This window comes from Corynebacterium lujinxingii, assembly GCF_014490555.1.
Taxonomy (GTDB): domain Bacteria; phylum Actinomycetota; class Actinomycetes; order Mycobacteriales; family Mycobacteriaceae; genus Corynebacterium; species Corynebacterium lujinxingii.
The window spans coordinates 84,960-109,165 of record NZ_CP061032.1; the positions used below are offsets into that span (position 1 = coordinate 84,960).

The 24,206-nt window shown below is 64.8% G+C and carries 25 protein-coding genes; 11 read left to right on the forward strand and 14 right to left on the reverse strand.

What is annotated here, in order from left to right; genetic code table 11:
• The first annotated feature begins 66 nt into the window (after positions 1-66).
• The 3 genes from IAU68_RS00355 to IAU68_RS00365 are packed head-to-tail and all read left to right on the forward strand — an operon-like array spanning position 67 to position 1,990.
• On the forward strand, positions 67-714 hold the full coding sequence (locus IAU68_RS00355) for an alpha-ketoglutarate-dependent dioxygenase AlkB (protein ID WP_407928716.1): 648 nt from the start codon (positions 67-69) through the stop codon (positions 712-714).
• Complete coding sequence (locus IAU68_RS00360; RefSeq protein ID WP_171193122.1) at positions 711-1,283, forward strand: LysE family translocator; 573 nt, start codon at positions 711-713, stop codon at positions 1,281-1,283. Before IAU68_RS00355 ends, IAU68_RS00360 begins: the two co-directional genes overlap by 4 nt.
• Complete coding sequence (locus IAU68_RS00365) at positions 1,280-1,990, forward strand: SDR family oxidoreductase (protein WP_171193123.1); 711 nt, start codon at positions 1,280-1,282, stop codon at positions 1,988-1,990. The genes IAU68_RS00360 and IAU68_RS00365 overlap by 4 nt, the downstream gene beginning before the upstream one ends.
• A 7-nt stretch (positions 1,991-1,997) precedes the next feature.
• Here IAU68_RS00365 and IAU68_RS00370 read toward each other — a convergent pair whose 3' ends face one another.
• Positions 1,998-3,053, reverse strand: coding sequence for a CapA family protein (locus tag IAU68_RS00370; RefSeq protein ID WP_171193124.1), 1,056 nt, complete (start codon positions 3,051-3,053; stop codon positions 1,998-2,000).
• Positions 3,054-3,082: 29 nt separating this feature from the next.
• Between IAU68_RS00370 and IAU68_RS00375 the strand changes: the two genes are divergently transcribed.
• The 3 genes from IAU68_RS00375 to IAU68_RS00385 are packed head-to-tail and all read left to right on the forward strand — an operon-like array spanning position 3,083 to position 4,739.
• Positions 3,083-3,355 (forward strand): RNA-binding S4 domain-containing protein, encoded by a 273-nt coding sequence (locus IAU68_RS00375; RefSeq protein WP_171193125.1) that lies wholly within the window; start codon positions 3,083-3,085, stop codon positions 3,353-3,355.
• Positions 3,355-4,044, forward strand: coding sequence for a VOC family protein (locus IAU68_RS00380; protein WP_171193126.1), 690 nt, complete (start codon positions 3,355-3,357; stop codon positions 4,042-4,044). Before IAU68_RS00375 ends, IAU68_RS00380 begins: the two co-directional genes overlap by 1 nt.
• The gene (locus IAU68_RS00385) at positions 4,041-4,739 is read left to right on the forward strand and encodes a hypothetical protein (protein WP_171193127.1); all 699 of its coding nucleotides are present in this window, start codon (positions 4,041-4,043) and stop codon (positions 4,737-4,739) included. Before IAU68_RS00380 ends, IAU68_RS00385 begins: the two co-directional genes overlap by 4 nt.
• On the opposite strand, the gene IAU68_RS00390 is transcribed toward IAU68_RS00385, so the two are convergent.
• The 7 genes from IAU68_RS00390 to IAU68_RS00420 are packed head-to-tail and all read right to left on the reverse strand — an operon-like array spanning position 4,711 to position 14,489.
• Positions 4,711-5,367 (reverse strand): hypothetical protein, encoded by a 657-nt coding sequence (locus IAU68_RS00390; protein ID WP_171193128.1) that lies wholly within the window; start codon positions 5,365-5,367, stop codon positions 4,711-4,713. The two genes, IAU68_RS00385 and IAU68_RS00390, sit on opposite strands and share 29 nt — an antisense overlap.
• The gene (locus IAU68_RS00395) at positions 5,361-7,223 is read right to left on the reverse strand and encodes a M13 family metallopeptidase (RefSeq protein WP_171193129.1); all 1,863 of its coding nucleotides are present in this window, start codon (positions 7,221-7,223) and stop codon (positions 5,361-5,363) included. Before IAU68_RS00395 ends, IAU68_RS00390 begins: the two co-directional genes overlap by 7 nt.
• Positions 7,216-8,073: a cutinase family protein gene (locus IAU68_RS00400; RefSeq protein ID WP_171193130.1), complete on the reverse strand. Its 858-nt coding sequence runs from the start codon at positions 8,071-8,073 to the stop codon at positions 7,216-7,218. Before IAU68_RS00400 ends, IAU68_RS00395 begins: the two co-directional genes overlap by 8 nt.
• A 12-nt stretch (positions 8,074-8,085) precedes the next feature.
• On the reverse strand, positions 8,086-11,295 hold the full coding sequence (locus IAU68_RS00405) for an arabinosyltransferase domain-containing protein (RefSeq protein WP_328700695.1): 3,210 nt from the start codon (positions 11,293-11,295) through the stop codon (positions 8,086-8,088).
• Positions 11,296-11,305: 10 nt separating this feature from the next.
• Positions 11,306-13,150, reverse strand: a complete 1,845-nt coding sequence (locus IAU68_RS00410; protein ID WP_171193132.1) for an arabinofuranosyltransferase — start codon at positions 13,148-13,150, stop codon at positions 11,306-11,308.
• Positions 13,151-13,170: 20 nt separating this feature from the next.
• Positions 13,171-13,815 carry a response regulator transcription factor gene (locus IAU68_RS00415; protein ID WP_171193133.1) on the reverse strand — a complete coding sequence of 215 codons (645 nt, stop codon included), beginning with the start codon at positions 13,813-13,815 and terminating at the stop codon, positions 13,171-13,173.
• Positions 13,812-14,489, reverse strand: coding sequence for a sensor histidine kinase (locus tag IAU68_RS00420; RefSeq protein ID WP_171193134.1), 678 nt, complete (start codon positions 14,487-14,489; stop codon positions 13,812-13,814). Before IAU68_RS00420 ends, IAU68_RS00415 begins: the two co-directional genes overlap by 4 nt.
• Before the next feature lie 92 nt (positions 14,490-14,581).
• Between IAU68_RS00420 and IAU68_RS00425 the strand changes: the two genes are divergently transcribed.
• Both IAU68_RS00425 and IAU68_RS00430 read left to right on the forward strand, forming a co-directional pair.
• Positions 14,582-15,247, forward strand: a complete 666-nt coding sequence (locus tag IAU68_RS00425; protein ID WP_171193135.1) for an ABC transporter ATP-binding protein — start codon at positions 14,582-14,584, stop codon at positions 15,245-15,247.
• Positions 15,244-16,620 carry an FtsX-like permease family protein gene (locus IAU68_RS00430; RefSeq protein WP_171193136.1) on the forward strand — a complete coding sequence of 459 codons (1,377 nt, stop codon included), beginning with the start codon at positions 15,244-15,246 and terminating at the stop codon, positions 16,618-16,620. Before IAU68_RS00425 ends, IAU68_RS00430 begins: the two co-directional genes overlap by 4 nt.
• A 146-nt stretch (positions 16,621-16,766) precedes the next feature.
• Here IAU68_RS00430 and IAU68_RS00435 read toward each other — a convergent pair whose 3' ends face one another.
• The 3 genes from IAU68_RS00435 to IAU68_RS00445 are packed head-to-tail and all read right to left on the reverse strand — an operon-like array spanning position 16,767 to position 19,195.
• Positions 16,767-17,531: a decaprenylphospho-beta-D-erythro-pentofuranosid-2-ulose 2-reductase gene (locus IAU68_RS00435; protein ID WP_171193137.1), complete on the reverse strand. Its 765-nt coding sequence runs from the start codon at positions 17,529-17,531 to the stop codon at positions 16,767-16,769.
• 9 nt (positions 17,532-17,540) lie between these two features.
• Entirely contained in the window at positions 17,541-18,938 is a 1,398-nt protein-coding gene (locus IAU68_RS00440) for an FAD-binding oxidoreductase (RefSeq protein ID WP_171193138.1), read from the reverse strand.
• A 29-nt stretch (positions 18,939-18,967) separates the two neighbouring features.
• Entirely contained in the window at positions 18,968-19,195 is a 228-nt protein-coding gene (locus tag IAU68_RS00445) for a hypothetical protein (protein WP_171193139.1), read from the reverse strand.
• 25 nt (positions 19,196-19,220) lie between these two features.
• On the opposite strand from IAU68_RS00445, the gene IAU68_RS11440 reads away from it, so the two are divergent.
• Together IAU68_RS11440 and IAU68_RS11445 are read left to right on the forward strand one after the other, a co-directional pair.
• On the forward strand, positions 19,221-20,009 hold the full coding sequence (locus tag IAU68_RS11440; RefSeq protein WP_231699043.1) for a hypothetical protein: 789 nt from the start codon (positions 19,221-19,223) through the stop codon (positions 20,007-20,009).
• Positions 20,010-20,038: 29 nt separating this feature from the next.
• Complete coding sequence (locus IAU68_RS11445; RefSeq protein ID WP_231699044.1) at positions 20,039-20,452, forward strand: GtrA family protein; 414 nt, start codon at positions 20,039-20,041, stop codon at positions 20,450-20,452.
• On the opposite strand, the gene glfT1 is transcribed toward IAU68_RS11445, so the two are convergent.
• Entirely contained in the window at positions 20,427-21,329 is a 903-nt protein-coding gene (gene glfT1, locus IAU68_RS00455; RefSeq protein WP_171193140.1) for a galactofuranosyltransferase GlfT1, read from the reverse strand. The genes IAU68_RS11445 and glfT1 overlap by 26 nt on opposite strands.
• A gap of 52 nt (positions 21,330-21,381) precedes the next feature.
• Between glfT1 and IAU68_RS00460 the strand changes: the two genes are divergently transcribed.
• A complete protein-coding gene (locus IAU68_RS00460) occupies positions 21,382-22,359 on the forward strand; it encodes a hypothetical protein (protein WP_171193141.1) in 978 nt (325 codons plus the stop codon).
• Positions 22,360-22,485: 126 nt separating this feature from the next.
• Here the strand turns inward: IAU68_RS00460 and wzt are convergent, their stop codons facing one another.
• Both wzt and wzm read right to left on the reverse strand, forming a co-directional pair.
• Positions 22,486-23,277 (reverse strand): galactan export ABC transporter ATP-binding subunit Wzt/RfbE, encoded by a 792-nt coding sequence (gene wzt, locus IAU68_RS00465; protein WP_171193142.1) that lies wholly within the window; start codon positions 23,275-23,277, stop codon positions 22,486-22,488.
• 12 nt (positions 23,278-23,289) lie between these two features.
• Positions 23,290-24,138, reverse strand: a complete 849-nt coding sequence (gene wzm, locus IAU68_RS00470; protein ID WP_171193329.1) for a galactan export ABC transporter permease subunit Wzm/RfbD — start codon at positions 24,136-24,138, stop codon at positions 23,290-23,292.
• Between the last annotated feature and the right edge of the window lie 68 nt (positions 24,139-24,206).

Genomic DNA, 24,206 nt, shown 5'->3' on the forward strand with positions numbered 1-24,206 from the left:
CGCTTGCACATTCGAACAATTTGAGTTATTGTATGAAAATCATATAAAACGACCACGACACGCAAGGTGGAGCAATTGCTTTTCGACGCCACCGTGATCCCACGTAAGCCACACCGGGTGATGCCCGGCGTGGTGCATCTACCTGCGTTTTTTACGACGAAGCGTCAGCGGGAAATCGTGGACCAAGCAAGAGAATTGGCGCGTTCGGTAGCGGGGACTCCGGTGGCGATGCGACAGCCGAAGGTGGGCGGCGGGCAGATGGATGCGTGGATGCTGTCGCTCGGCTGGTTTTGGGCAACCAACCCGTACCGCATGCTGCGGGAAGTGAACGGTGTTCCGGTGCCGCCAGTACCGGAGAACTTCCAGGCCATTGCGGACGAGGCGATGGAGCGGGCGCGGGCAGTCGATCCGCTCGTTGGCCCAACGCCGAAGGTGGAGACGGCGCTGGTGAATTTCTATCCGCCGGGGAAGGGGATGGGGCTGCATGTGGACGCGGAAGAGAAGTCCGAAAATGCTGTGGTCAGCCTCTCGTTCGGACAGGACACGATTTTTCGCATCGACGGCCACGATATTCTCTTGATGTCTGGAGACGTCGTGGTGTTCGGTGGACCGGCCAGACGCGCGAAACACGGTGTGCTGGGCGCACGGAAAGGGACGTCGCAGCTGCTCGACGGCCGCCTGAACATCACCATGCGGCAAATGGAGGAAGTATGATCGCTCTGCTTGGCGTGTGGCTGGCGGCAATCGTCAGTCCTGGCCCGGATCTGGTCCAGATCATCCGGGTGGGGGCGAAGAATCGCCGCGACGGTGTCCTGTGCGCGCTTGGCATTATGGCCGGCAACACCGTGTGGATTGTGGCGTCGCTGGCCGGGCTGAGTGCGCTCATCCAGGCGTTCCCGGAAATCCTGTCTGTACTGCAGGTTGTCGGTGGCGCCTACCTGATGTGGATGGGCATCGGTGCGCTCCGGGCGGGCGGCACCAAGATTCCGGAGGCCCAGGCGACCAGCAGGCCGTTCCTCACCGGGCTGGCGACGAACCTGTCCAACCCGAAGGCGATCCTCTTCTTCGGCGCAATCTTCGCCCAGTTCGCGCACGTGGGGTGGTGGGCGGTGCCGATGATGGTGGTCACCGGGGTCATCTGGTTCGCGGGGTTCGCCCTGGCAGTGCGGGCGATGGCGGCCAAGATCGAGCGGTACAGCAGGTGGATCGACGCGGTCACCGGCGGCATCTTTATCCTGCTTGCGGCATGGATGCTGTGGGAGGGCCTACACTTCGGCGCATGAACGAGACCAAAGTAGCAGTAGTCACCGGCGGGTCAGCAGGCATCGGCGAGGCAACGTGTCGTGCGTTGGCGAGCGACGGTTGGGAGGTCGTCGTCGCGGCGCGGCGCGTGGACCGGTGCGAGGCGCTTGCCGACGAGATCGGCGGCCGAGCAATCCACCTCGACGTCACGGATCCGGAAAGCGTGGCGAAACTCAACGAGCTGGAGCGCGTGGACTTGCTGGTCAACAACGCCGGCGGCGCGAAGGGGACGGACTACCTGCGGGATGCGGACGACGCGGACTGGGAGTGGATGCTCGAGACGAATGTGATGGGCACGATGCGGGTGACCAGAGCGTTGTACCCGCAGCTCAAGGCGTCGGAGGGGCTCGTGATCAACATCGGTTCGGTGGCGGGCACGGACGCGTACAAGGGCGGGTCCGGCTACAACGCGGCGAAGTACGGCCTGCGCGGCATGACTAGGGCGATGCGCAGGGAGGAGGCGGAAAACAACATCCGCGTCTGCGAGATCGATCCGGGCCGGGTACAGACTGATTTTGCGCTCAACAGGTTCAGCGGCGACGAGGAACGCGCTCGGAAGGTCTACGAGGGCAACGTCAACCTGACCGCAGAGGACATCGCGGAGGCGGTGCGGTGGGTGGCGAGTCTGCCGAAGCGGGTGAACATCGACACGATGAGCATCATGCCGGTCGACCAGGCGGACCGCTAAATAACCGCTACAGGTAGTCCACCACGTCGACGTTGAGACGGGCCTTCAGGTCGGTCATCCAGGCGTCGACGTCGAGGTAGTCCTGCGCTTCCACAAGCGGGATGACGTGGTGGTCGTAGGAGGTCGGCGGGCCGACGGTGAAGGTGGGCATGAAGCGGGCGCCTTCGAAGGTGGTCTCGTCGCCACGCTTGCGGAAGGTGAACTCGCCGATGCCACCGACCTTGGTGTTTTCCTCCCACTGGCCGTGCAGGAAGTTGCCGTGGGAGTACCAGACAGGCCCCGCGAACGGCTCGACCACGTGCGGGTGGCCGCCCAAGATGAGGTCGGCTCCCGCGTCGAGGGCGGTCTTCGCGGTGGCCTCCTGCTCGGCGTTTTGCAGCGGGGAGTACTCCTCGCCCATGTGCAGCATCACGACGGTCGCGTCGACCTGTTTGTCGAGGTTGGAGACTTGGGCGGCGAGGGTGTCGTCGATAAGCGATGCCATGTGCGGCTCGGGGATGGGGATGCCGTTGGTGCCGTAGGTGAAGGCGAGGAAGCCGACTTTGATGCCGTTTCGCTCGATGATGCGTGGGGTGGCGGCGTCTTCGGGGGAGGCGTAGCCGCCGACGTAAAGCATGTCGCGCTCGCGCATATTGCTTGTCGACGCCACCACGCCGTCCCCGCCGCGGTCCATGGTGTGGTTCGTGGCGTTGTTGACGATGTCCACCCCGGTGCCCTGGAGTGCGTCGATGATCTCCGGAGGCGAGTTGAACGTGGGGTAGCCCGACAGCCCGAGCTCGGGGCCGGCGACGGGGACCTCCATGTTCGCGGTGGTGATGTCGGCGTCCTCCATATAGGGCCTGACCTGGTCGAACATGCGGTTGAAGTCGAAGCCATCCGGGGTCTGCGCGGCGGTGTAGACGTCGGAGTGGACAAGGATGTCGCCGACGGAGCGGATGGTCAGGGTGGACTCCTGCGGCTGCTCAACAGGCTCAACAGGCTTCACAGGCTCTGCCTGCTCGACTGGCTCAGGTGCACACGACGCGAGCAGGAAGGCTGCAGCGATCGCCCAGAATCTACGCATGAATCACATACTGCCTTAAACTGGCCGACATGCATATCGACGTGCCGATTAAACTCGGCCAGTTCCTCAAACTGGCCAATCTGGTGGAGTCCGGCGGCCACGCCAAAGAGGCGATCGCGGCCGGCGAGGTGCTGGTCAACGGCGAGGTGGTCACCTCCAGAGGGCACTTGCTTGACGACGGCGACACCGTCCAGGTCGGTGGCCTCACCGAAACCGTGTCCAGCGAACCGGACGACGACGACTACTTCGACGAGGCCACCGCCGACGACGATTTCGATCCGGAGAAGTGGAGGAACATGTAATGCCCGCATTCGAAGGCAAAGATGGCATGCCGTTCTGGCAGGACTTGACCACGACGAACCTGCTGAAATCAACAAACTTCTACCGGGAGCTCTTCGGCTGGGAGATCGTCGACGGCATCGCCCGCAAGGAGGGCCTGCCGGTGGCGGGGCTGGTATCGGCCCAGGCAGACGGCTGGGTGACGTCGTTTTTGGGCGACGCCGACGTGGACAAGTACGGCGGCAAAGTGCTCAGTGCGGACGAGACGATCACGCTGTGCGAGGACCCTTCTGGTGGCCTGTTCGGGTTGAAGGACCCGGAGGAGCGCTTCGTCGCCGCAGGTGAGCCGGGTGTGCCGGTGTGGTACGAACTGGTGACCACCGACCAGGCCACCATCGATTTCTACGGCGACCTGTTTGATTGGGAGATCCGCGAAGAAGACGGCTACTTCCTGGCGTTCGAGGACGGCGCCCCGTTTTTGGGTATGTACGTCGGCGCAGGTGCGGCGTGGGTGAGCTACTTCGGCGTGGAGGACCTCGCGGCCGCGTGCAAGACGGTCGAGGAACTCGGCGGCACCGTGGAGGTCGGCCCGGGGGAGGGCCCGTTCGGGTTCATGGCCGGGATTACGGACCCGAACGGGGCGCAGTGCTTCCTCGTCGAGGTGGAAACGCCCGAGTTCGAGGACATCAACGAGGCGGACTCGGTGCTGTGAAGAGGTTGATTGCGGCGTTGGTGGTGTCGTCGTTAAGCATCGCCCTGAGTGGGTACCACGTGGACCCGTCGTATAACCGGGAACGCACGGCGCTGGCGGTCGTGCATCCGGACGGGCGCGTGTCCATTTCGCCGGAGGCGGAGGAGCCGCGGCCGGCGCTGTCGCTGGCGAAGCTCTACCTCGGCTACTACGTGCTCTACCACGGTACCGACGAGGAGAAAGACAAGGTAGAGAAGATGATCGCGTCCTCCGACGACGCGATCGCAGGCGAGCTGGACCGCGCGCATCCGGGCGCGATCGACGAGATTGCAGACGACTTCGACCTCGACCAGACCAGTAGGGTCGGCTCGTGGGGCAGAACGCAGACGTCGGCGCGGGATCTGGCGACGTTCATCTCGTCGATCGTGTGGGATCCGGTGGCGAAACCCCTGTTCGCTGGCATGGAGAAGCAGGCCGAGGTGGCCTCCGACGGCTTCATCCAGGGTTTCGGCACCGCGCGCCTGGATCGCGTGAAGGGCTCCAAGATGGGCTGGTCAGACGACCGTGGCAGTGCGACGGGGTCGGTGTCGTGGGGTGAGATCGGCAAGGAGACCTGGGCGGTGGCCGCCCTGACGTACGGGACGGCCTACGAGAACACCGTGGACACCAACGTGGGCATCAATCAGGTCAACGAAGGTAATCGGCGACTTCCTTGATGCGGCGCCGGATCTCTGCCGGGGTGGAGATCAGCCCCTTCGCGTAGTACTCGGTGCCCTCCAGCCCCGAGCCGTGTGAGGTTTGCACCAGGCCCTGTTTTGACTGGGTGGTGGGGAAGGTGAACACGTAGTCGGCGGCGTAGGGCACCGGCGCGTCCTGCAGGATCCATGCGGTGACGTCGCCGGACAGCTGGTCGACGGCCCGCTGGGCATCCTCCACGTTGTCCACGTCCAGGATCGTGGTGCCGGACAACTCTGCAACAGCCGCCACGTCCGGGCGCCACGCCATTTCTTTGGCATTTGCAGGCCCGTCCCAGACAGACACTGCCCACTTTCCGGTGGGCTCGCTCGGGCGCAGCACCGCGCCGAGCTCATGCTTATCGACGACCACGTCTCCCGCCCACTTCGTCGCCGGCATCGCATGATCCACCGCACTGCCCAGCATGAGCATGGCGGCGTGCGTGATCCGGTCCGGCAGCATGGCCAGGTAGTTCGGGCCGTCGTCGTAGGTCGCCTCGATGTAGGAGACCAACTGCTCGAGCTGCAGCTCCGGCGGCAGGTCCCGTTTCACGCCGCCGACGTTGAAGTTCGGGTCGCCCTGCTCGTTGAGGGGGTATTCGTCTACCAAATCGTCACCCGATCCTCCGGCGCGATCCACATCTTGGACCCCGGCTCCACGTCGAAGGCCTCGTAGAACTCTGCGACGTTCGCGGCGATGACGTTGCAGCGGAACTCGTTCGGGGAGTGCGGGTCGATCGCCAGCAGCTGCGCTGCCATCTCCGGGCGGGTCTTGGAACGCCACACCCGCGCCCAGGCGGTGAAGAGGCGCTGAAAACCTTCGCGATTTTCCTCCTGGCCGTGGTCAGCGAGGTACTTCTTGTAGGCGACGACGGCGATGCCGAGTCCGCCCAGATCGCCGATGTTCTCGCCGAGTGTGAACTCGCCGTTGACGCCCTTGGTGTCGGTGCCTTCCAGCACGGTCGGGACGAGGCCGTTGAACTGGCCGACCAGTTTGGAGGTCAGGTCATCGAAGTTCGTGCGGTCTTCTTCGGTCCACCAGGAGTTGAGGTTGCCCAGGCCGTCGTAACGCGAGCCCTGGTCGTCGAAACCGTGGCCGATCTCGTGGCCGATCACGGCACCGATTGCGCCGAAGTTCTCGGCGGCGTCGGCTTCCGGATCGAAGAACGGCGGCTGCAGGATCGCGGCGGGGAAGGTGATGTCGTTGACCACCGGGTTGTAAAACGCGTTGACGGTCTGCGGACTGGACACCCACTCGTTGCGGTCGGAGGGTTTGCCGATCTTGCCCAGCTGGTAGTCGTGCTCAAACCGTGCGCCGCAGCGGACGTTTTCGATCAGGTCGTCGCCGAAGGTGAGGTCGTCGTAGTTGCGCCAGTTGTTGGGGTAGCCGATCTTCGCGTTGAACTGCGCGAGCTTCTCGGTGGCGCGCTCCTTGGTCGCCTCGCTCATCCAGTCCAGGTCGGCGATGCGGGTGCGGTAGGCCGCGATGAGGTAGTCCACCAGCTCCAGCATCTTCTCCTTGGATGTCGGCGGGAAGTGGCGCTTGACGTACTCGCGGCCGATGTCCTCGCCGACCAGGGATTCTGCCAGGGCGACGCCGCGCTTCCACCGGTCGCGCTGCTGCGTGGCGCCGCTGAGCTTGGTTCCGTAGAACTCGAAGTTGGCGCGACCGATGTCCTCGCTGAGCACACCGGCGCGCGAGCGCAGGATGTTCCAGGCCGCCCACAGTTGCCAGTCGGCTAGCGTTTCGCGGCGTAGCATGCCGTCGAGATCCTCGGTAAACGACGGCATCATGTCGATCACTCGGCCGTCAGGAACACCGGAGCTGCGCAGCAGCGTCTGCACCAGCGGCGGCAGATCCTGGAGGGTGGTCGGGTTGTAGGTGGCGATGGCATCGCGCGCCTTCACCACATCCCAATGGGAGGCGGCCAGGCCCTTTTCCACATTGACGACGCGTTCCGCCGCGATCTCCGGGCTGAGCCCCAGCAGGTACTTCGGGTCGAGGAACTCGAGCATCCGCGCGACGTGTTTCTGGTAGTCGGCCAGGGTCTGCGCGTGGGCCTCGTCGTGGTAGTAGGCCTCATCGGGAAGCCCGAGCCCCGACTGGACGAGGTACGGCACCGCGTCCTCGCCCTGCGAGTCCTTCTCCACCCAGTAGGTCAGCGGCCCGCCGATGCCGTCGCGCTCTAAGCGCCCTAGCTTTTCGACGAACTCCTCAACGCTCGAGACCTCCAACGCCTCCAAATCCGGGGAAAGGGCGTCGATGCCGGCGGCGTTAATGGTGTCCACATCCATGAAGGAGGTGAACAGGTCGCCGCCGCGGCCGGCGCCGTCGGAAAGAATCGCGTGGACGTCTTCCTCCGCCTGGTCGCGCAGTTGGTAAAACGCCCCGTCGATGCCACGGTCAGCGGGGATCTCGTGGTTGGCTACCCATTCGCCGTTTACAAGTTCAAAGAGGTCATGCATGCCCCCATGCTACGGAATTGTGCGACTGCTCGATGATCCAGTTCGAGGCTTCGCGCTGCTGCGCCAGCGTGTAGCTGCCGTGGCGGCCCATGCCCTTGAATACCGAGAACGCACCGAGGCCCAGGGAGCGGAATAGGGTGTTGAACTCGCCGAAGGGGATGCGGCCGGCGGCCATGTTGGTCCGCAGCGCCGGCGAGACCAGGCCGCGGTGCGCCTCGTTCATGGAGCACACCAGGTCGCCGGCGTTGCAGATCTCCAGCACGCGCGGTCCGAGTTTGCCGTAGCCGCCCGGCAGCGGGCCGAGCGAGCCGCGCGACAGGGGAGAGGTGCCGTAGGACAGCACCGCGCCGTTGTCGCCCTGGTACGGGTTGGCGAACAGTGCCACACCGGAGACGCGCTCCGGTGGGATCGGGCCGCGGCCGTGGGCGATGTCGCTCGTCAACCGGGCCGCGATGTCGGCGCCGAGCGAGTAACCGGTGAACGAGAAGCGGGCGTCGGGGCACGCCTTGGCCAACTTGGCCACGGTGGCGCGGGCCCGCTTGTACCCGCCTGCGGCGGACTTCTTGTACTCGGAAGTGGCGAACGGGGTGGAGGGGTAGGACACCCAGAGCGGCTCGATCTCGCCGGCGGTGCCCATGCGGGTCAAGAGACCCGTCATGAACACGTTGCCGCCGTGGGGCACGAAGTCCGGGATGCCCTCCGCGGTGTTCGCCCCGCCAGGCACCGCCACCAGGAAGTGCGCGGAGCATCCCCGCTGGGTGGGCAGGGTTTTGATCGGCTGAGCGTCCGCTGCCCCAGCGGTGATGGTGAGCGCGGCGACACACGCGGCGACGATATTCCTGAGTTTCATGACAAATGCATCTTAGCCCTGCTCGTCAGGATTGCGCACCTTCATCGGACCGGGGGTATACAGGCCGGACCGCGTGGTCACCTGGGTGTCCACCTGGGCAAGTGCTGGCGCCTCGCCGGCGGAATTGCGGCGGGGCTCATACTTAGCCACAGAACCCCAGTCGCGCTGCCAGTCGTCCTTGAGGTAGCCCGGGATCTCGTAGGAGGTGTTCACGGCCTCCGCCGGGGCGAGCGCGCCGCCGCCGAGGAAGTCCATGAAGCCGGAGAGCTGCGCCTTGCCCGGGGCGTCCGGCATGATACGGAACTCCGGGATCTCGGTCACGCCGTTGGCGTGGTAGAACGGCCGCTGGCACGGGTACTGGAACGCGACGGTCCAGTCGAGCAGGCCCGGGGTCTCCGAGTCGAAACGTTCGTTGAGCGGGGTGAGCTGCGGGTTGCGCAGTGGGGTGACGGCCAACCAGTCCCGCTCCGCCAGCGAGGTGTCCTCGGCGACGAGGCGCACCACGTCGGCCTCCTCCGGAAGGTCGGCGAGCGGGTAGCGCAAGTTGCGCCATTGCATCGTCGGGCCCTGGTCGAGCATCTCCACCTCGCCCAACTTGCGGACTACGCCGTCTTCGCGGGTGCCGTACTCGAGTTTGAGCTCGGTGCCTTCCTGTTCGATGCCGTTGATGTCGTGGTGGGCGATGCGGCCGGCGACGGAGGTGACCAAAAGCGGGCGGTCGTCGTCAAGCGAAGGCAGCTCGAACCACGTGGTCTCCAAGGTCGCGGACTGTTCCGGCTCGTCCTCGAAGGTGCCGGCGACGGGCACGCGGTTGTAGTCGAGGCCGAACGGCAGGCGCACGGTGGAGCCGTTTACGCCGCGCATGGACTTCGGGCGGTTGCCCTGGGTGTTCACGCGGGAGGTGGACTGGGCCTCGTCGGAAGCCGGATCCACATCGGCGGAATCGTCGTCGGTCTGGGTGTCCTCGAGGGTGCGGTCCGAGGTATCCGCCAGGTCGGAGGCGATGTAGGCGGGCACGCCGTCCGGGGTGAAGCCGATGCTCTCCCCGGCGTCGAGGGACTTGCCCAGCGGCACGCCGCCGACCGGGGTGAGGAAGGAGGCGTTGGTGTCCTCCTCGAGCAGCACATCGCCGCCGAGGGCGCACACGTCGCCTGCGAAGGACTTCACGTTGCCCATGCCGACGGAGTACGCCGGGGCCTGGGAGACGAAGGACTTGACAAACGTCAGGCAGGAAAACGCCACCATGAGCACCGCGAACACGGCGATCGGGGCGGACATCACACCCGACCAGCGGCCGCTGATGCGGCGCGGGCCGCGCATGGATTGCACGACGCCTACGACGAAGACGAGCAGCGCGATGGCCAGCACCACGGTGTTCGCCTCGATGCCCTTGAGCTGGACGGTGCGGTCCCACCACGGCACGGCGAAGGAGGAGACGTACCACCAGGCGTTCCAGCCGGCGAGCGTGAGCGCCATGAGGAACAGCACCGCGGCCAGGGCGAAGGTGCGGTTGCGGTCGGACTTCAGCGCGATGCGGGAGAGCACCACCGCGCCGACCGCGGCGATCGCGCCGCCGATGCCGGCGTAGATGCCGAAGTGGTGGGTCCACTTCGTCGGCGTGAACATGAGGAAGAAGGTGGACAGGCCGAGGATGAGCATCATCCGTTTCGTGGTGGCGGTGGTCTTATCACCCTTCGCCAGCGCCCACAGGATCAGGCCGGTGCACAGGATCAGCACGAACATGGGGAAGCGGCGGGACATGGAGCCGTCGACGGTTTGCTCGACAAGCGTGGCGTAGCGGGTCCACTCCTCGAACCAGTTCAGCGCCGGGCCGACCTCGGAGCGCACCGCGGTGGCCTCCAGCACGGTGGCCAGGGTTTGGTCGTGGAACACCGGGACCATCACGGCGAGGCCCGCGCCCATAAACGGTGCGACGTAGGCAATGCGCGGCTGCGGTCGCGAGCCGATGATGCGCAGCACGGCCGGTAGCGAGATGAGGAACACGCCCACCGCTGCCAGGCCAGTCGGACCGCAGGCCAGCGTGAACGCGGCGGTCAGGGTGCCCCAGGCGGCCGGTGCGAGGCGGCCGGACTCGATTGCGCGCTCGAACAGCGCCCAGGTCGCCATGAGCCCCAGCGCGATAATCGGCTCCGGGCGGGTGCCGTTGTTGTACGGCAGCCAGAATGCGAGGAACACGAAGGCGGCCGTCCAGTGCGCCACGCGCCGGTCCGCGATCGACGGGCCAAGCCGCGGCAGGATCTCGCGCGAGAGCAGCCACCACGTGCCCAGTGCCGCCAGCAGCGCGGGCAGGCGCATCCACATCGACGCCGTGGTCACCTGCGACAGCAGTGACAGCACGTCGTAGAACGGGGAGCCGAACGGCGCCTCAGGCACGCCGTACCAGCGGTAATAGTTGGCCATGTAGTCCGTGTTCGCGGCCACGCGTGCCATGGTGAGCAGGAAGCCGTCGTCGGACGTGTTCGCGCCGAAGACGTGCCAGAAGCCCAGCACCGCGGCAACGATCCCGTCGAGCGGCGTGAGCCCCTTTGCTTGACGACGAACCCTCGGCCCGTCCAACTTCCGCAACGCCCACAGGCTCACCAGCGCCATGATCAGCCCGCCCCACATCGCAATGCTCTTGAGCAGTGTCGGGGTGGAGGTGAAGCGGGAGTTGATGTTCATGTGGGCGGACAGGCCGTCGTCGATAAGCGACTGCTTGTCCTCGAGCTCCGTGTACATACCCGTGACCTGCGGGCGGTAGTCGTCCTCGGTGGTCTCCGAATGCGAGGTGCCCTCGATGTCCACGGTGGCTTCCTCGTGGGTGACGGAGATGTGCAGCTTGGCGTCGTCGTCAAGCTTCTTCACCTGCGAGGGCGTGAGCTCGAAGAGCACGTCGTTGAGCGAGGTGACCACCAAGCCGCCGTCGGGGGAGGTGACGAACAAGCCGCGGTCGGTCGCCTTGTTGGAGGACTCCGGCAGGGTGCCGAAGATCAGCTGCTGGCCGTCGCGGAGCTCGCCGACGCTGCTGGCGGGGACGGTGACTTCGAGGTCCTGCGGCGCCAACGAGATCAGCGGCGCGTTGACGGACGCGACGGAGCCGTTCTGCGGCCACGACACGCTCGCCTCTGTCTGCTTCACCGGCAAAAACGGGGTGAGCAGCAGAAGCACAAACGCGATCAGGCCGGTAATGGCCGCGATGAAACGGGTCGATGCAATTTTCACGTCGGACACCTTACTTCCTCACTGCGACGGCGAACGGGCCGATGAACTTCACGTCCCAGTCGTCCTTGAACGCGTCGGGGTGGAAATACAACCCTTCGTAGTGCACGTTGGGCTGACTCGGGTAAATGTCGTGCGCGATGTGGGTCTTGAAATCGCTGTCCTCGCTGCCACGGAAAATGAAGGCGGCGGGCGGCTCCCACTGGCTGTTGTCCACGGCCTCGGTGAACTTCTCCGGGTCGTCGTAGGAGATCCGCGACCACTCCTCGAGCTCACCGTTGCGCTGCTCGAACTCGCCGAGCGGGTTGGCATAGTGGCTGGTAAACGCGTTAAATCCGAAGAATGGGTGGAAGGCCATGAAGTTGATCTCGTCAGTGAACACCACGGCCTCGTTTTCCATATGGCCGTGCGACTCGATGAAGTCCGCAATCTCGTTGTAGTAGCGGCCGGCATCCGGCGGGAAGCGGTCGGCTCGCTCCCCGTAGCCGTCCGTGTCCGCGTACGCCTGGTCGATGTACTTCTCGTTTTGCACCGCGACGTGCTGCACCATCTGCAGCGACGCCACCGCGACAACGGCGATGACCACGGTAGTAAACAGCGTCTGGTTCTTGATCTGGATGCGCTTCGGGTCGAAGTTAGCCACCGCGATGATGCCGAGCGTGGCAAACAGCAGCACGAACAACACCTCGAGGCGGAAACCGAGCAGCGACGTGCCAAACAGCGTGATCGCCATGGAGGCCAGCGCCCACACGTAGCTCACCGCAAGTGCGGCGCCCAGCGACGCGATCTCCGGCTCGCGGAAACGCACAATGAGCTCGATGAGGCCAAACAGGCACAGCAGGCCGACAAGCGACAGTGAAAGGAACGGCAACGCGAAGTAGGTGCCCTCGATGGGCAGGAAGTGGTTCGCGGTGGATTCCAAAATCTCGTCGCCGGTAAGCACGCGCCACACGTACGGACCCCAGGCGATTGAGGCGATAGCCAGCGAGGCGAACCCGATCACGAGCAGGTGCTTCAGCGGGGTCAGTGAGCGCTCCCCGGCGAAGGTGAGCACCACGGCGATGACAACGACCGTCAGCGCGCCAATGGCGGTGAACAGCGTGTAAAACGTCGCGGAGATGCCCAGGTACACCGCGAGCGCCGCAGTGGCGGACCAGGAGCCCTTCAGTGCCCGGTACGCCCACACGGCAGCGGCCGGCAAGAACATAGCGACGATTGCCGCGTACGGCTCCTCCGGCGTCTCCGTGAGTACGATCGCGGTGGTGACCACGGCGATCGCCGTCGCCACCGGAAGCGACCCGGTGAGGCGGCGCCAGATCGGGGTCAGCATCGCAGCGCCCGCGGCCAGGGTGGCCAGGGCGTGGGGCTGGTAGACCTCCCAACCGTCCATGCCCATGATGTTGGCCAGGCGTCCGCCCATCCAGAACCAGCCCATGGGGTAGAAGGTGGGCAGGCCCTTATACGCCATGTCGGCGTGGCTGAAGTTCTCGGTCATGCGCGACAGGAACTGGGTGCGGAACCCCTGGTCCACCTGGATGCCGTCGAGGTAGAGCTTCGTCGCGGACAACGGGATGCCGAGGGTGGCCACAACCAGCCCCGCCGGAATCAACGCCAACACCGCCGCGGAAATCCACGGGCGTTTCCCGCGGGTCCACAGCACCGCCAACACAGCGGCGATGACGAGCAGCACGAACGACACTCCGGTGGCCAACGACCTAGTCACCATGGAGGTGTTGAACGCCGGCAGCGAGATCCGGTTGAGCACGAACCACGCCACCAGCGTGAGGACGCCACCGGCGAGCCCGGCCGCGATCGTGCGCAGGGCAGTGCGCCCCGCAGGCTGGTAATCGGTTGTCATGCGTAACAGTGTCGCATACGCTACCCAACTCCACGTTCTGCCAGGTACATCAGGATTGCGCGCACGCGCCGGTTGTCCTCGTCGGGGGTAAGTCCCAGTTTGGAGAAGATACTGGAGACGTGCTTCGCCACCGCCGCGCCGGAGAGGTAGAGCTGCTCGGAGATCTGCGCGTTGGACAGCCCCTCCGCCATGTGCTCGAGCACCTCCATCTCGCGCGGGGTGAGCGTGGTCAGCCAGCGCGAACTCGCGGCCATGAGCGCGCTGGCCACGTCCGGGTCGATGATCACCCCGCCGGACGCCACGGTTTCGCACGCCTGGATGAAGTCTTTCACCTCGGCGACGCGGTCCTTGAGCAGGTAGCCGGTGCCGCCGTCGCCGCCGGAGAACAACTCCCGCGCGTAGGCAGGCGCGACGTATTGCGACAGCACCAGCACGTTGACCGGGCCCCGTTGGCGCAGTTCCAGTGCGGCTTGGAGTCCGTCGTCGCGCATGTTCGGCGGCATGCGCACGTCCGTGATCACCAGGTCTGGCGCATGCGTATCGACGACCCCCTGCACCCGATCTGCACTGTCCACCTGCGCCACAACCTCGTGGCCGCGCCGGGTAAGCAGGCCGGCAACGCCTTCCCGCAGCAGTGCGGAGTCGTCCGCGATGACAATCCTCATGGCGCAATCCCACTTTCTCCCCGGAACAAAAGCAACGGAATACGGGCGGCAACGGTGGTGGGGCCGCCGTCGGGCGAGGTCAACTCCATCGACCCGCCGAACGCCGCGATCCGTTCCCGCATCCCGTCGAGCCCGCCGCCGGGGGTGATGCGGGCGTTGCCGCCGCCTTGGTCGGTTACCGAGATGTTCAGGGTGTGGTCGCAGGTCACCAGCACGCTCACCGGTGCCTGCGGTGCGTGCTTCGCGGCGTTGGTGAGCGCTTCGGCGGTGAAGAAGTAGGCGGCGGCGGTGACGGAGTCGTCGATACGTGGCAGCTCGTGCGGCGCGCGGACCGTGACGTGTGGGCCGTACTGCGCGGCGGCCGTTTCGATCGCGGCGATGAGCCCGTGGTCCGACAGCTCGCGGGGGTGGATGCCGTGCACGGTTCTCCTGAGTGCGTCGAGGCCGTTGCGGAGGTCGCGCGCGGCGTCGTCGAGAAGCGGCGAATCAACGTCGAGTCTGGCCTCGCCGAGCTTCATCGCCGCGGCCACGAAGTACTGCTGCGCGCCGTCGTGCAGGTCACGCTCGATGCGCAGGCGCTCCACCTCGTACGCCTCCGCAATCTTTCTTCGAGAGGCGGTGAGCTGGTGGATCTTCGCCGCCGCCCGCTCCTCGTGGTTCCTTCTTTGTCGCATGCCCGCGAGCGTAGCGGGGTAGAGCTAGCACTACCCATATTCGGGAGTCAGGGCCATAGTGCTTCACGACGACCACCTGTGAAATAGAAACCATGCTTGAACTCAGAGACATCACAAAGTCATTCCCCCAGCAGCGGGTCCTCGAAGGCATCAGCCTGACGGTGGGCGACGGGGAATCCGCGGCCATCATGGGGCCTTCCGGCTCCGGTAAGTCGACCCTGCTGCACTGCATGTCCGGCGTGCTCGTCCCCGACCAGGGTGAAGTGTTGTTCAACGGCCAGGATGTGGCCGCAATGAGCGACGCCGAACGGTCGCGCCTGCGCCTCGAGCACTTCGGCTTCATCTTCCAGGACGGCCAACTGTTGCCCGAGCTGACCGCCACCGAAAACGTTGCCCTGCCGCAGATCATGCGCGGGGTGTCGCGGGCCGAGGCGCACAAGGATGCTGTGGACATGCTCACCCGGCTGGGCCTGGGCGCCTATGTGGACCGGTATCCGGGGCAGCTCTCCGGTGGCCAGGGACAGCGCGTGGCCATCGCGCGCGCCTTGGCCGGGCCGCCGTCTGTCGTGTTCGCCGACGAGCCAACCGCGGCGTTGGACCAGGCCACCGGCCACGAAGTCATGCAGCAGATCGTGGCCGTGTGCCAGAAGTTCGGTGTGACACTCGTGGTGGTCACGCACGACCCGAAGATCGCCGACTGGTGCAGCCGCCGCGTTGAAATCCGCGACGGCCTGATCCACTCGGAGGTGGCGCGATGAGTGCGGTGACGTTGATGCGGTCGGCGGTGTCGCAGACAAGCGAAGGGCGCTCGCAACGGCAGATCGGCGAGCGCTGGGTACGTGTGCTATCGCTGGTCGCGGTGACGGTGGCGACGTGGATGCTGTGCACCCTCATGGGCGGCACCTGGATGTTCGTTGCGCGCAACATGCACCCGCACGAAGCGCTCGTGGAGGTCGATCCGATCTCACTGGCGTACGTGTTCCTTGCCTTGTTCGCCAGTGTGCTGCTCGTGCCGAGCCTGTTAGGGCTGCTCACCCAAGCCGCGCGGGCGAACCTGGGCGGGCGCGAGGAGCACCTGGCGGTGCTTCGCCTCATCGGCGCGACCGCCGGCGAGGTGCGAGGGATGATGATCCTGGAATCGCTGCGCCAGGCGTTTGTCGGGTTGATGCTGGGCTCGGTGCTGTACGTGGCCACGTGCCCGGCGTGGAGTTTGCTGACGTTCCAGGAAAAGCGTGTCGGCACCTGGGAAATGCTCACCTGGTGGGTCATCCCCGCCGCGTGGATCGTGGTGTTGGTCTTGGCCGCGTGCTCCGTGTGGCTCGCGTTGCGACGCGTCGCCGTGACCCCACTCGGCGTGACCAAAAAGATCCCGCCAAAGGGGCAAAGCTGGATCACGCTGGTGTTGTCAGTGGTTGGTGCGGTGGTGCTGTACCGCTACCTGAGTTCGCTGACCATCGCGCCGGAGGCAGACGCGTTGGAATTCGTGGTGATGCTGGTCGTCGCCGGCGGCATTCTCACCGTCAACGCACTGATCGCGGTCGGTGTGATCCAGCTGCTTGCGCGGCTGAGCTACCGGGTGCCCGGGGCTGCCAACTACGTGGCCACGCGCCGGGTAGGCCGCGGCGCCAAAACCACCTGGAAGCGCGTGACCGCGCTCTATTTCGTGGCGTTCATCGGCGGTGTTGGCGGCTGGTTCTCAGCGGTACCTGAAATTGAAGAAGCCCCTGCCCTGAAGATGATCGCGGGTGATATCCCCTCCGGTGTGGCTATCACCGTGGTCTTCGCGACGGTGCTGATGGTGTCGTCCACGCTGCTCACCCAGGCGCTGAGTGTGGTGGAGCAAAAGCAGCTGACCAAGTCGTTCTACTTCATCGGGGCGCCCGCGTCCTTCCACACCAAGGTGGCTGCCCGTGAGGTTGGGGTGCCCATGCTGGTGGTGGCGCTGCTCGGGTTCGGCATGGGCAGTCTGATGGGCACCGTCATGGTCTTTGCACATGTCAATGTGATGGACAAGTTAGTGCTGTTTGGCACGCTCGTTGTGGTGGCGCTGATCGGTTGCGTCCTGGCGGTGCTGGGGACCGGGCGGTTGCGCGAGAAGGTGCTGCTCGGGATGGGCCGCGCGAAGGACTAGGAAAAAGTTCCCGGGGCGGCGGCGGAAGTGGGAACTATTTTGGGCCCATAAGAAAACGACCTGCAGAAAGTGAATGTTCTGCAGGTCGTTTTTGAAGAAAGTTCCCGGGCGGGGAACTTTTTCGTATTAAGGGCCTCTAGAAGCCCCTAGAAGTTCAGCTTGCTCATGATCGGCGCCGGGATGGCCTTCAGCACCATCGAGATCGGGCCGAAGAGCTTGTGCACGAACACGGAGGACTTGCCGGCCAGGGCGGCGTCGACAGCTGCCTCGGCGACGTCTTCCTTGTTCACGGTCAGTGGGGCCTCGTCCAGGCCCTTGGTCATCTTGGTGCGCACCTGGCCCGGGCGCACGACGGTGACGGTCACGCCGTTGTCCTTCAGGGCCTCGCCGAGTTGCAGGTAGAAGCCGTCGATGCCGGCCTTGGACGCGCCGTAGACGAAGTTGGAGCGGCGCACACGCTGGCCCGCCACGGACGACAGGGCGATGATCTTGCCGTTGCCCTGGCGTTTCATGTGCTGGCCGAGCAAGACGCCCACAGACATCGGGGCGGTGAAGTTGGTCTGCGCGGAGGCGACTGCGGCAGCTTGGTCCTGCCAGAGCTGCTCCTGGTCGCCCAGGGTGCCGAACGCCACGACCGCGACGTCGACCTCGCCGTCCTCGAAGGCGGCGTCGATGACAGCCGGGTGGGAGGCGAAATCAAGCGCGTCGAAGTCGATCAGGCGCACGTGTCCTGCGCCGGCGCGCTGGACTTCGGCCACGGCGTCGTCGATACGCGGGGAGTCCTTGCGCGCGCACAGGGTGACGGTGGGGTTGCCGCCGCGGGAGACGAGGTCGTCGACAATAGCGAGACCGATCTCGCTCGTGCCGCCGAGGAGGAGGATGTGCTGGGCTTGGCCTACTGCGTTAAGCATTGGTTCTCCTTAGTTCAGTTCCAGACGGCGGGACATGTCGGACGCGAACACGCCGTACGGGTCGATCTCGCGGCGGGTCTTCAGCCAGGCGGGCAGCTCCGGGTACATCTTGTGGAACTTCTCCGCCGAGGTGCGGGATTCCTTGGCCAGGTAGAGGCGACCGCCGAACTCCATGACCTGGTCGTCGAGGCGGTCGAGGAACTCGTTGAGGCCCGGGCGGATCGGGAAGTCCACGCACACGTTCCAACCCTTCATCGGGTAGGACAGCGGCGCCTTGTTGCCCTCGCCGAACAGCTTGAACACGTTCAGTGCGGTGTAGTGGCCGGAGGACTGGATGTCGTAAATGATGTCCTTGAACGGCTCCACGGCATCGGTGGGCACGACGAACTGGTACTGCAGGAAGCCGGCTTTGCCGTAGCCGCGGTTCCACTCGCCGATGAGATCCAGCGGCTGGTAGAACTGCGTCAGGTTGAGCACCTGGTTCCGGGCCGGGGAGCCCATCATGTAGTAGGCCTCGCCGATGGCCATGAGCGTGTACTTGTTCATGGTCCAGGACGGGAAGATGTCCGGCACGGTCATCAGCTGCGGCGCCTTGAAGCGCAGCGGGTCCTTCGCCAGCTTCGGCGCGAATTCCTTCAACTGGTCCAGGGTGGCCAGCGAGCCGCGGGAGATCGTGGAGCGGCCGGTCTTCGGCGGGGCGGAGATCGCGTCGAACCACGCGGACGAGTAGGTGTAGTTCTTCTCGGAGCCGTCGGAGTGGGCCGCGATCGTCTCGTCGAGCGTGTCGGTGCGGTCGGTGTCCGCGATGAAGTAGGCGGTCTCCGTCTTCGTCATCTGGATGCGGGCGCGCAGGATGATGCCGGTCAGGCCCATGCCGCCGACGGTGGCCCAGAACAGTTCAGAGTTTTCGCCGTTCGGCTCGAGGTGCAGGACGCGGCCGTCCGCGACCAACAGCTCCATGGACAGGACGTGGTCGCCGAACGAGCCGGCGGAGTGGTGGTTCTTGCCGTGGATGTCCGGGCCGATCGCGCCGCCGATGGTGACCTGGCGGGTGCCGGGCAGCACCGGAACCCACAGGCCGTAGGGCAGCGCGGCCTTCATCAGCTGGTCGAGGTTCACTCCGGCGTCGACGTCGACGATGCCGGTGTCGGGGTCGATGGAGTGGATGCGGTTGAGCGCGTTCATGTCGACGACCAAGCCGCCGCCGTTTTGTGCCGGGTCACCGTAAGAGCGGCCCAAACCGCGGGCGATGATGCCGCGGCGCTTGTGCTCGGGCAGGTCGGCATTCTCGTCGGCCACCCGCTTGACCGCTTCAGCGATCGTGTCCACGTCGGGGGTCGAGAGCACCTGTGCGGTTGAGGGGGCGGTGCGGCCCCAGCCGTATAGGGATTTGGTTGTCAGTTCCATGCCCGCGATCCTACCCCGGCTTAACATACTTATAGGTCAATGATGCTACGAATTTCCTGTGGGAGTTCTTCCTGGCTGGAAATCACCGGCCCGTCGTACTCGCGCAAAATCTCGTAAATCCGCCCGCGACCTTTGGAATCGACGAACGGGAGCTCCTCGGCCATGAGGCGGACCATGAAGTCTGACAGTGGGACCTCGACACGCTGCGCCGCCTCGTGGATCGCGTCGGGGTCATCGCCTTTGTAATGCTTCCTCATGGCAAATAAGCCTATATTGGGCGCCATGTCCAGCACCCTGTACCGCTCCGACCACCTGGCCCCGGTGATCCGCCTCGCAGACCGCCGGGCCTGTGCGACGCTGCTTGTACGCGTCGGGTTGGTCTCGGACGAGGTGGTGTACCGCTGGGTGGGCATCGACGAGTCCACCACCATCGCCGAATGCTGCCGCGTCGTAGGCGAGGTCTTCGGCGTCCACGACGTCGGTGCCGACGCTGCCCAAGAGCAGTTGCTTGCCGACGTCCTCCCCACCGTCGGCGACTCCACCCACTTCTCCAAAGGCCTGTGGTCCTTCGAGATGCAGCTGGCCGACATCTACCCGCGCGACGAGTCCACCCCGCCTTCCGTGTGCGTCGCCGGGTCGGGCTCCTTCGGGTCGCTGCCCTTCGACATCGCCGCCGTGAATGCCCGGTTGATGGGGCAGCCCCTGGCCGCGACGGATGGACTGCGCCCCGAGGTGCGCGACCTCATGGCCCGCGCGAAAAACCACGACTTCGCCCCGCTGCTCCAGGCCCTCGATGTCGGCGCCGGAGCACGCCTGCCAGGGCTTCCGGTGGAGTCCGACCGCCGTTCGCGCGACGCGTTTTGGGCAGTCATCCTCGCCAACTCCTGCTGCGCGGGTTCCGACACCGACGTGATCGCCGAGGGCATCATGACCTCGCTCGGCTACGAGCCATTGCTTATCGACGACATCACCGCCCTCTGCACCACATCACTCACCCGCCTCGACGAAATCGGCGGCGGCAGGAGCCCGGTGGAGATGTTGGATATCTACCGCCAGGTACTTCGCGGGTAGGGTATTCGCCCGTGTCCTCGACTTCTACCTTGAAACAGCAGCTGGTGCCGTTCCTTTTGATCGGCGTCGGCTGCGCCGTGCTCGACTTCGGCATCACCTACACGCTGGACGTGCCGCTGGATTGGCAGCGCGACTTTGCCAAGGCCGTGGGCTGGGTCTTCGGCACCATCGCCGCGTACGTGCTCAACTCGAAGTTTTCCTTCAACGCCAAAATCAACGCGAAGAAGGCCGGCGCCGTGTTCGTGCTCTACGCCGTGACGTTCGCGGTGCAGATGGTGCTGTGGCGCATCACCGACGCGCCGCTGACCTCCCTGGGCCTGGAGAACCCGTGGAAGAATCTCGTGTCGTTTGTCATCGCCCAAGGTGTGGCCACGGTGACCAACTTCGAGCTGCAGCGCCACCTGATCTTCCGCGAATCTAAGGTCGTCGAAAGTCTTCCTTAGCCCCGCGGCGCAGCAACTTCAGCCACTGAATAAAGCCCTTCGGGTCCTTCTTCTCCACGAGGAAGAACCACCCAAACCGGACTACCTCCTGCAACTGCATCTTTTTCATGCCGCGCTGGTTAATGATGTATCCGCGGTTGCGGTACGTGAAATACCGCTTCGTTTCATTGTCTGGAAACTGCGCGTGCGCCCGGCCGCCCATGATCGGGTGGAACTCGTCCGAGCCATCCGGGTGCAGGTAAAACGCGGTCAGCGCCGTGCCGTACCGCATTCCTGATTGGGCGAGGCGGCGGTGGTACTCCACCTCGTCGCCACGAATGAACAGGCGGTAATCCGGCACGCCGATGCGCTCCATCGCCTTCGCGGAAATCAGCGCGCCGTTAAACAGGCTGGCGTACTGGGGCAGGAAATCGCCCTCCAATTCATCAACGCGGCGGTGCCACGTCGTGCCTTGGCGGAGTGGGAAGGCCAGCCTTTCCGGGTCGTTGATGTTCGCCACCACCGGCGACACCTCCGCCAACTGGTGCTGTTCTGCGGTTCGGTACAGCTCCTCCAGCACGTGCTCGTCCTGGGGCCGACCGTCGTCATCTGCGCACCAGATGGCGTCGGCGCCCAAGGCCAGGGCGTGGAGGAAGCCGTAGGCGAAGCCGCCCGCCCCGCCCAGGTTGGTGCGGCTTGGCAGGTAGACGGCCTTGGCGTTGGCGAGGTCGTCGACAAGCAAACGCACCTCATCTTCGTTGCCGTTGTCCACCACGATGACCCAATCCACCGGGTGAGTCTGCGACACAACCTTCTCCAGCGAATGTCGCAGCAGGTCAACGCGCTTATGTGTCACAATCACGGCGGCCGTCGTGCCAGTGCGGTTCAGGGCAGTCATGCTTTTATTGTGCCCGAGGGATCCGGGCGGGTGGTTTTTGCGTCTAAAGGACATGACGAAACTCCACAACGGCATGAGTGTCGACTTCGAAACAACCCTCGTTCATGAAATGCAACGCGAACCCGAACGGAGATACCGGCAAGTGAGCAGTAAGCGGTATTTAGCCGCTGAGCACTGCCGCGAGCAATGGCAGGTGGACAACGATGCCCGCCACCATCCCCGTGGCGTGCGCTATTACGGCTGTGCTGCGGCCCGCGCCGTCGCCCACGCCGTCGAGCGGCCCAACTGTATCGTTGCCGGATTCTCCGCACTCGCGCTCTACGGGCTTCCTTACCTGGTCGAAGGTGCAGATACGACCTTGCTGTCTACCACCGGAAGAAACCAGCTTGCGGGCCCTTGCTTGCCGACGATCCGCCGCTGCCGCATCTCCCTCACCACCTGGAATGTCTCGCACCGAGGTGTTCCAATTCAGGTGGTTCACCCGCTCACCGCGGTTGTGCAAGCCTTGGTGCAGGTCAAGCGCGGAGAGCACAGATGGAAGGTGGTGGCGGTTGACGGGCTCGGACCCGAGGAGGTCAGGGCGGTGCAACTGATCGACTGCGTTCGCCGTTTCTGGGGCTTCGAAGCTGCGGCGATTGAAGCGGCGGCCCGGAATAAGGTCAACGCGGCTTGGCTCCGGAGGGTGCTGCGGCTCAGCAGCGCACGTGCCGATTCGCCGAAGGAAACCGAGATGCGTCTTCTGGTTGGGGTGTTGGCTGCCCGGTACGGCTACACGGTGGAGGAACAGGTCCCGCTGATCGTGGACGGCAAGGTGGTCACGGTGTTCGACCTGGCTATTCCGGAGCTGAAGATCGCCGTCATGTACGACGGTGAGCACCATTCCGATTACAAGCAGCGCAACAAGGACGCGTCCATCAACATCAAGATGACGCTGGCGGGATGGACGCCGGCGCGGTGCTCCTCCGGCACGATGTTCGAGTGTTTGGGCCTGATCGAGGAGCTGATGCAAAAAAGTTCCCAGCGAAATTAAATCTGGTGGAACTATTTTGGGGCAGAAAATCGGCGACCTGGGGATATGGAGTCGGCGGAGGGCTTGATCGCGAAGAAAGTTCCCAGCCGGGGAACTTTTTCGGCAAGACGGCAGGGCAAAGGGGCCCTACCCCTCCTCGTGGAAGCGCTGCACCAACTCGTCGACGTAGTCACCGGCTTCGGGGCCCTCGTAGGCGCGGACGACGTCGGAAACCAAGCCGGCCTCGCGGATTTCGCCCTTGTCCACCCATAGGGCGGTGTTGCACAACTGCGCCAGGAAGTCGTTGGAGTGGGAGGCGAAGACCAGGATGCCGGAGCGCTCCACCATTTCGGCGAGCCGGACGCGGGCTTTGGTCATGAAGGCGGCGTCGACGGCGCCGATGCCTTCGTCGAGAAGCAAAATCTCGGGCTCGATGGAGGTGACCACGCCGAGGGCCAACCTCACTCGCATGCCGGTGGAGTAGGTGCGCAGGGGCATGCTGAGGTAGTCGCCGAGTTCGGAGAATTCGGCGATCTCGTCCATTTTGGCCTTCATCTGTTTGCGGGTCTGGCCGAGGAAAAGGCCGCGGATGATGATGTTTTCGTAGCCGGAGATTTCCGGGTCCATGCCCACGCCGAGGTCGAAGACGGGGGCGACGCGGCCGCGCACGTCGGCGACACCGCGGGTCGGTTCGTAGATGCCGGACAGCAGCCGCAGCAGGGTGGATTTTCCGGCGCCGTTGTGGCCGACGAGGCCGACGCGGTCACCTTCCCTTAAATGCAGGTTGATGTCGCGAAGCGCCTCGACGACGACGGTGTTGGAGGCGTTCTGGCCGATTTTGCCACCGGCGGACGACATCATGGCCTTTTTCAGGGAGCGGGATTTGGCGTCGAAGATGGGGAAGTCGACGCAGGCGTTGTAGGTGTCGATGGATACCATTTCCAAATCCTCCTATACCCAGTACGGCACGCGGAAGCGCCAGCGTTTCATGGCCACCAGCGTGATCAGCACGCCGACGACGGTGCAGGCGAGCACGATGAGCCAGTGGTAGGCGGCGAGGGGTTCGTCGATAAGCGGGGCTCTGACGATCTCCAGGTAGTGGAACAGGGGGTTGATCTCAGCGAGCATGGCGCGCTTCTCGACGACACCACCCTGGTCTTTCAATGTGCGCGTCGTCCACACGATGGGGGTGACGTAGAAGAGGAGTTGCACGAGGGCTTCGAGCAGCGGGGCGACGTCGCGGAAGCGGGTGGCGACCATGCCGAAGAACATCGCGACCCACACGCCGTTGATCACCAGCAGCGCGAGCCCGGGGACGAATAACAGTGTGTTGAGGGTGAGCGGGATGCGAAAGAGCAGCACAAGGATCAGCCAGATCACCATGTTGTGGGCCAAAAACAGCAGTTGGCGCCACACGAGCCGGTAGACGTGCACCGATAGGGCGGACGGGAGCTGTTTGATCAGGCCTTCGTTTTCGATGAAGACGTTCGCGCCGTCCTTGATGCAGCCGGAGATGAAGCCCCAGACGATGAAGCCGACAGTGACGTGCGGGAGGAAGTCCGCGACGTCGATCTGGAACAGCATGGAGTACAACAGGCCGAGCGCCAGCGACATCACGCCGGTGGCGATGGTGATCCAGAGCGGGCCCAGTGTGGAGCGCTTGTACCGCTGCTTGATGTCCTGCCAGCCGAGCTGGAGCCAGAGTTCGTGCTGCCGCCACCCGCGGACGAGGTCGTCGAACGCGCGGGAGAAGGTTTTGGACTTCGACGGCGGGGTGTCCTCACCTGGCGGGCTGGTCATCCGGGCGACGTCATCGCGCAGCTGTTCTACGTTGTGCACGCCGTTCACCCTAGTGCACTTGATTCACG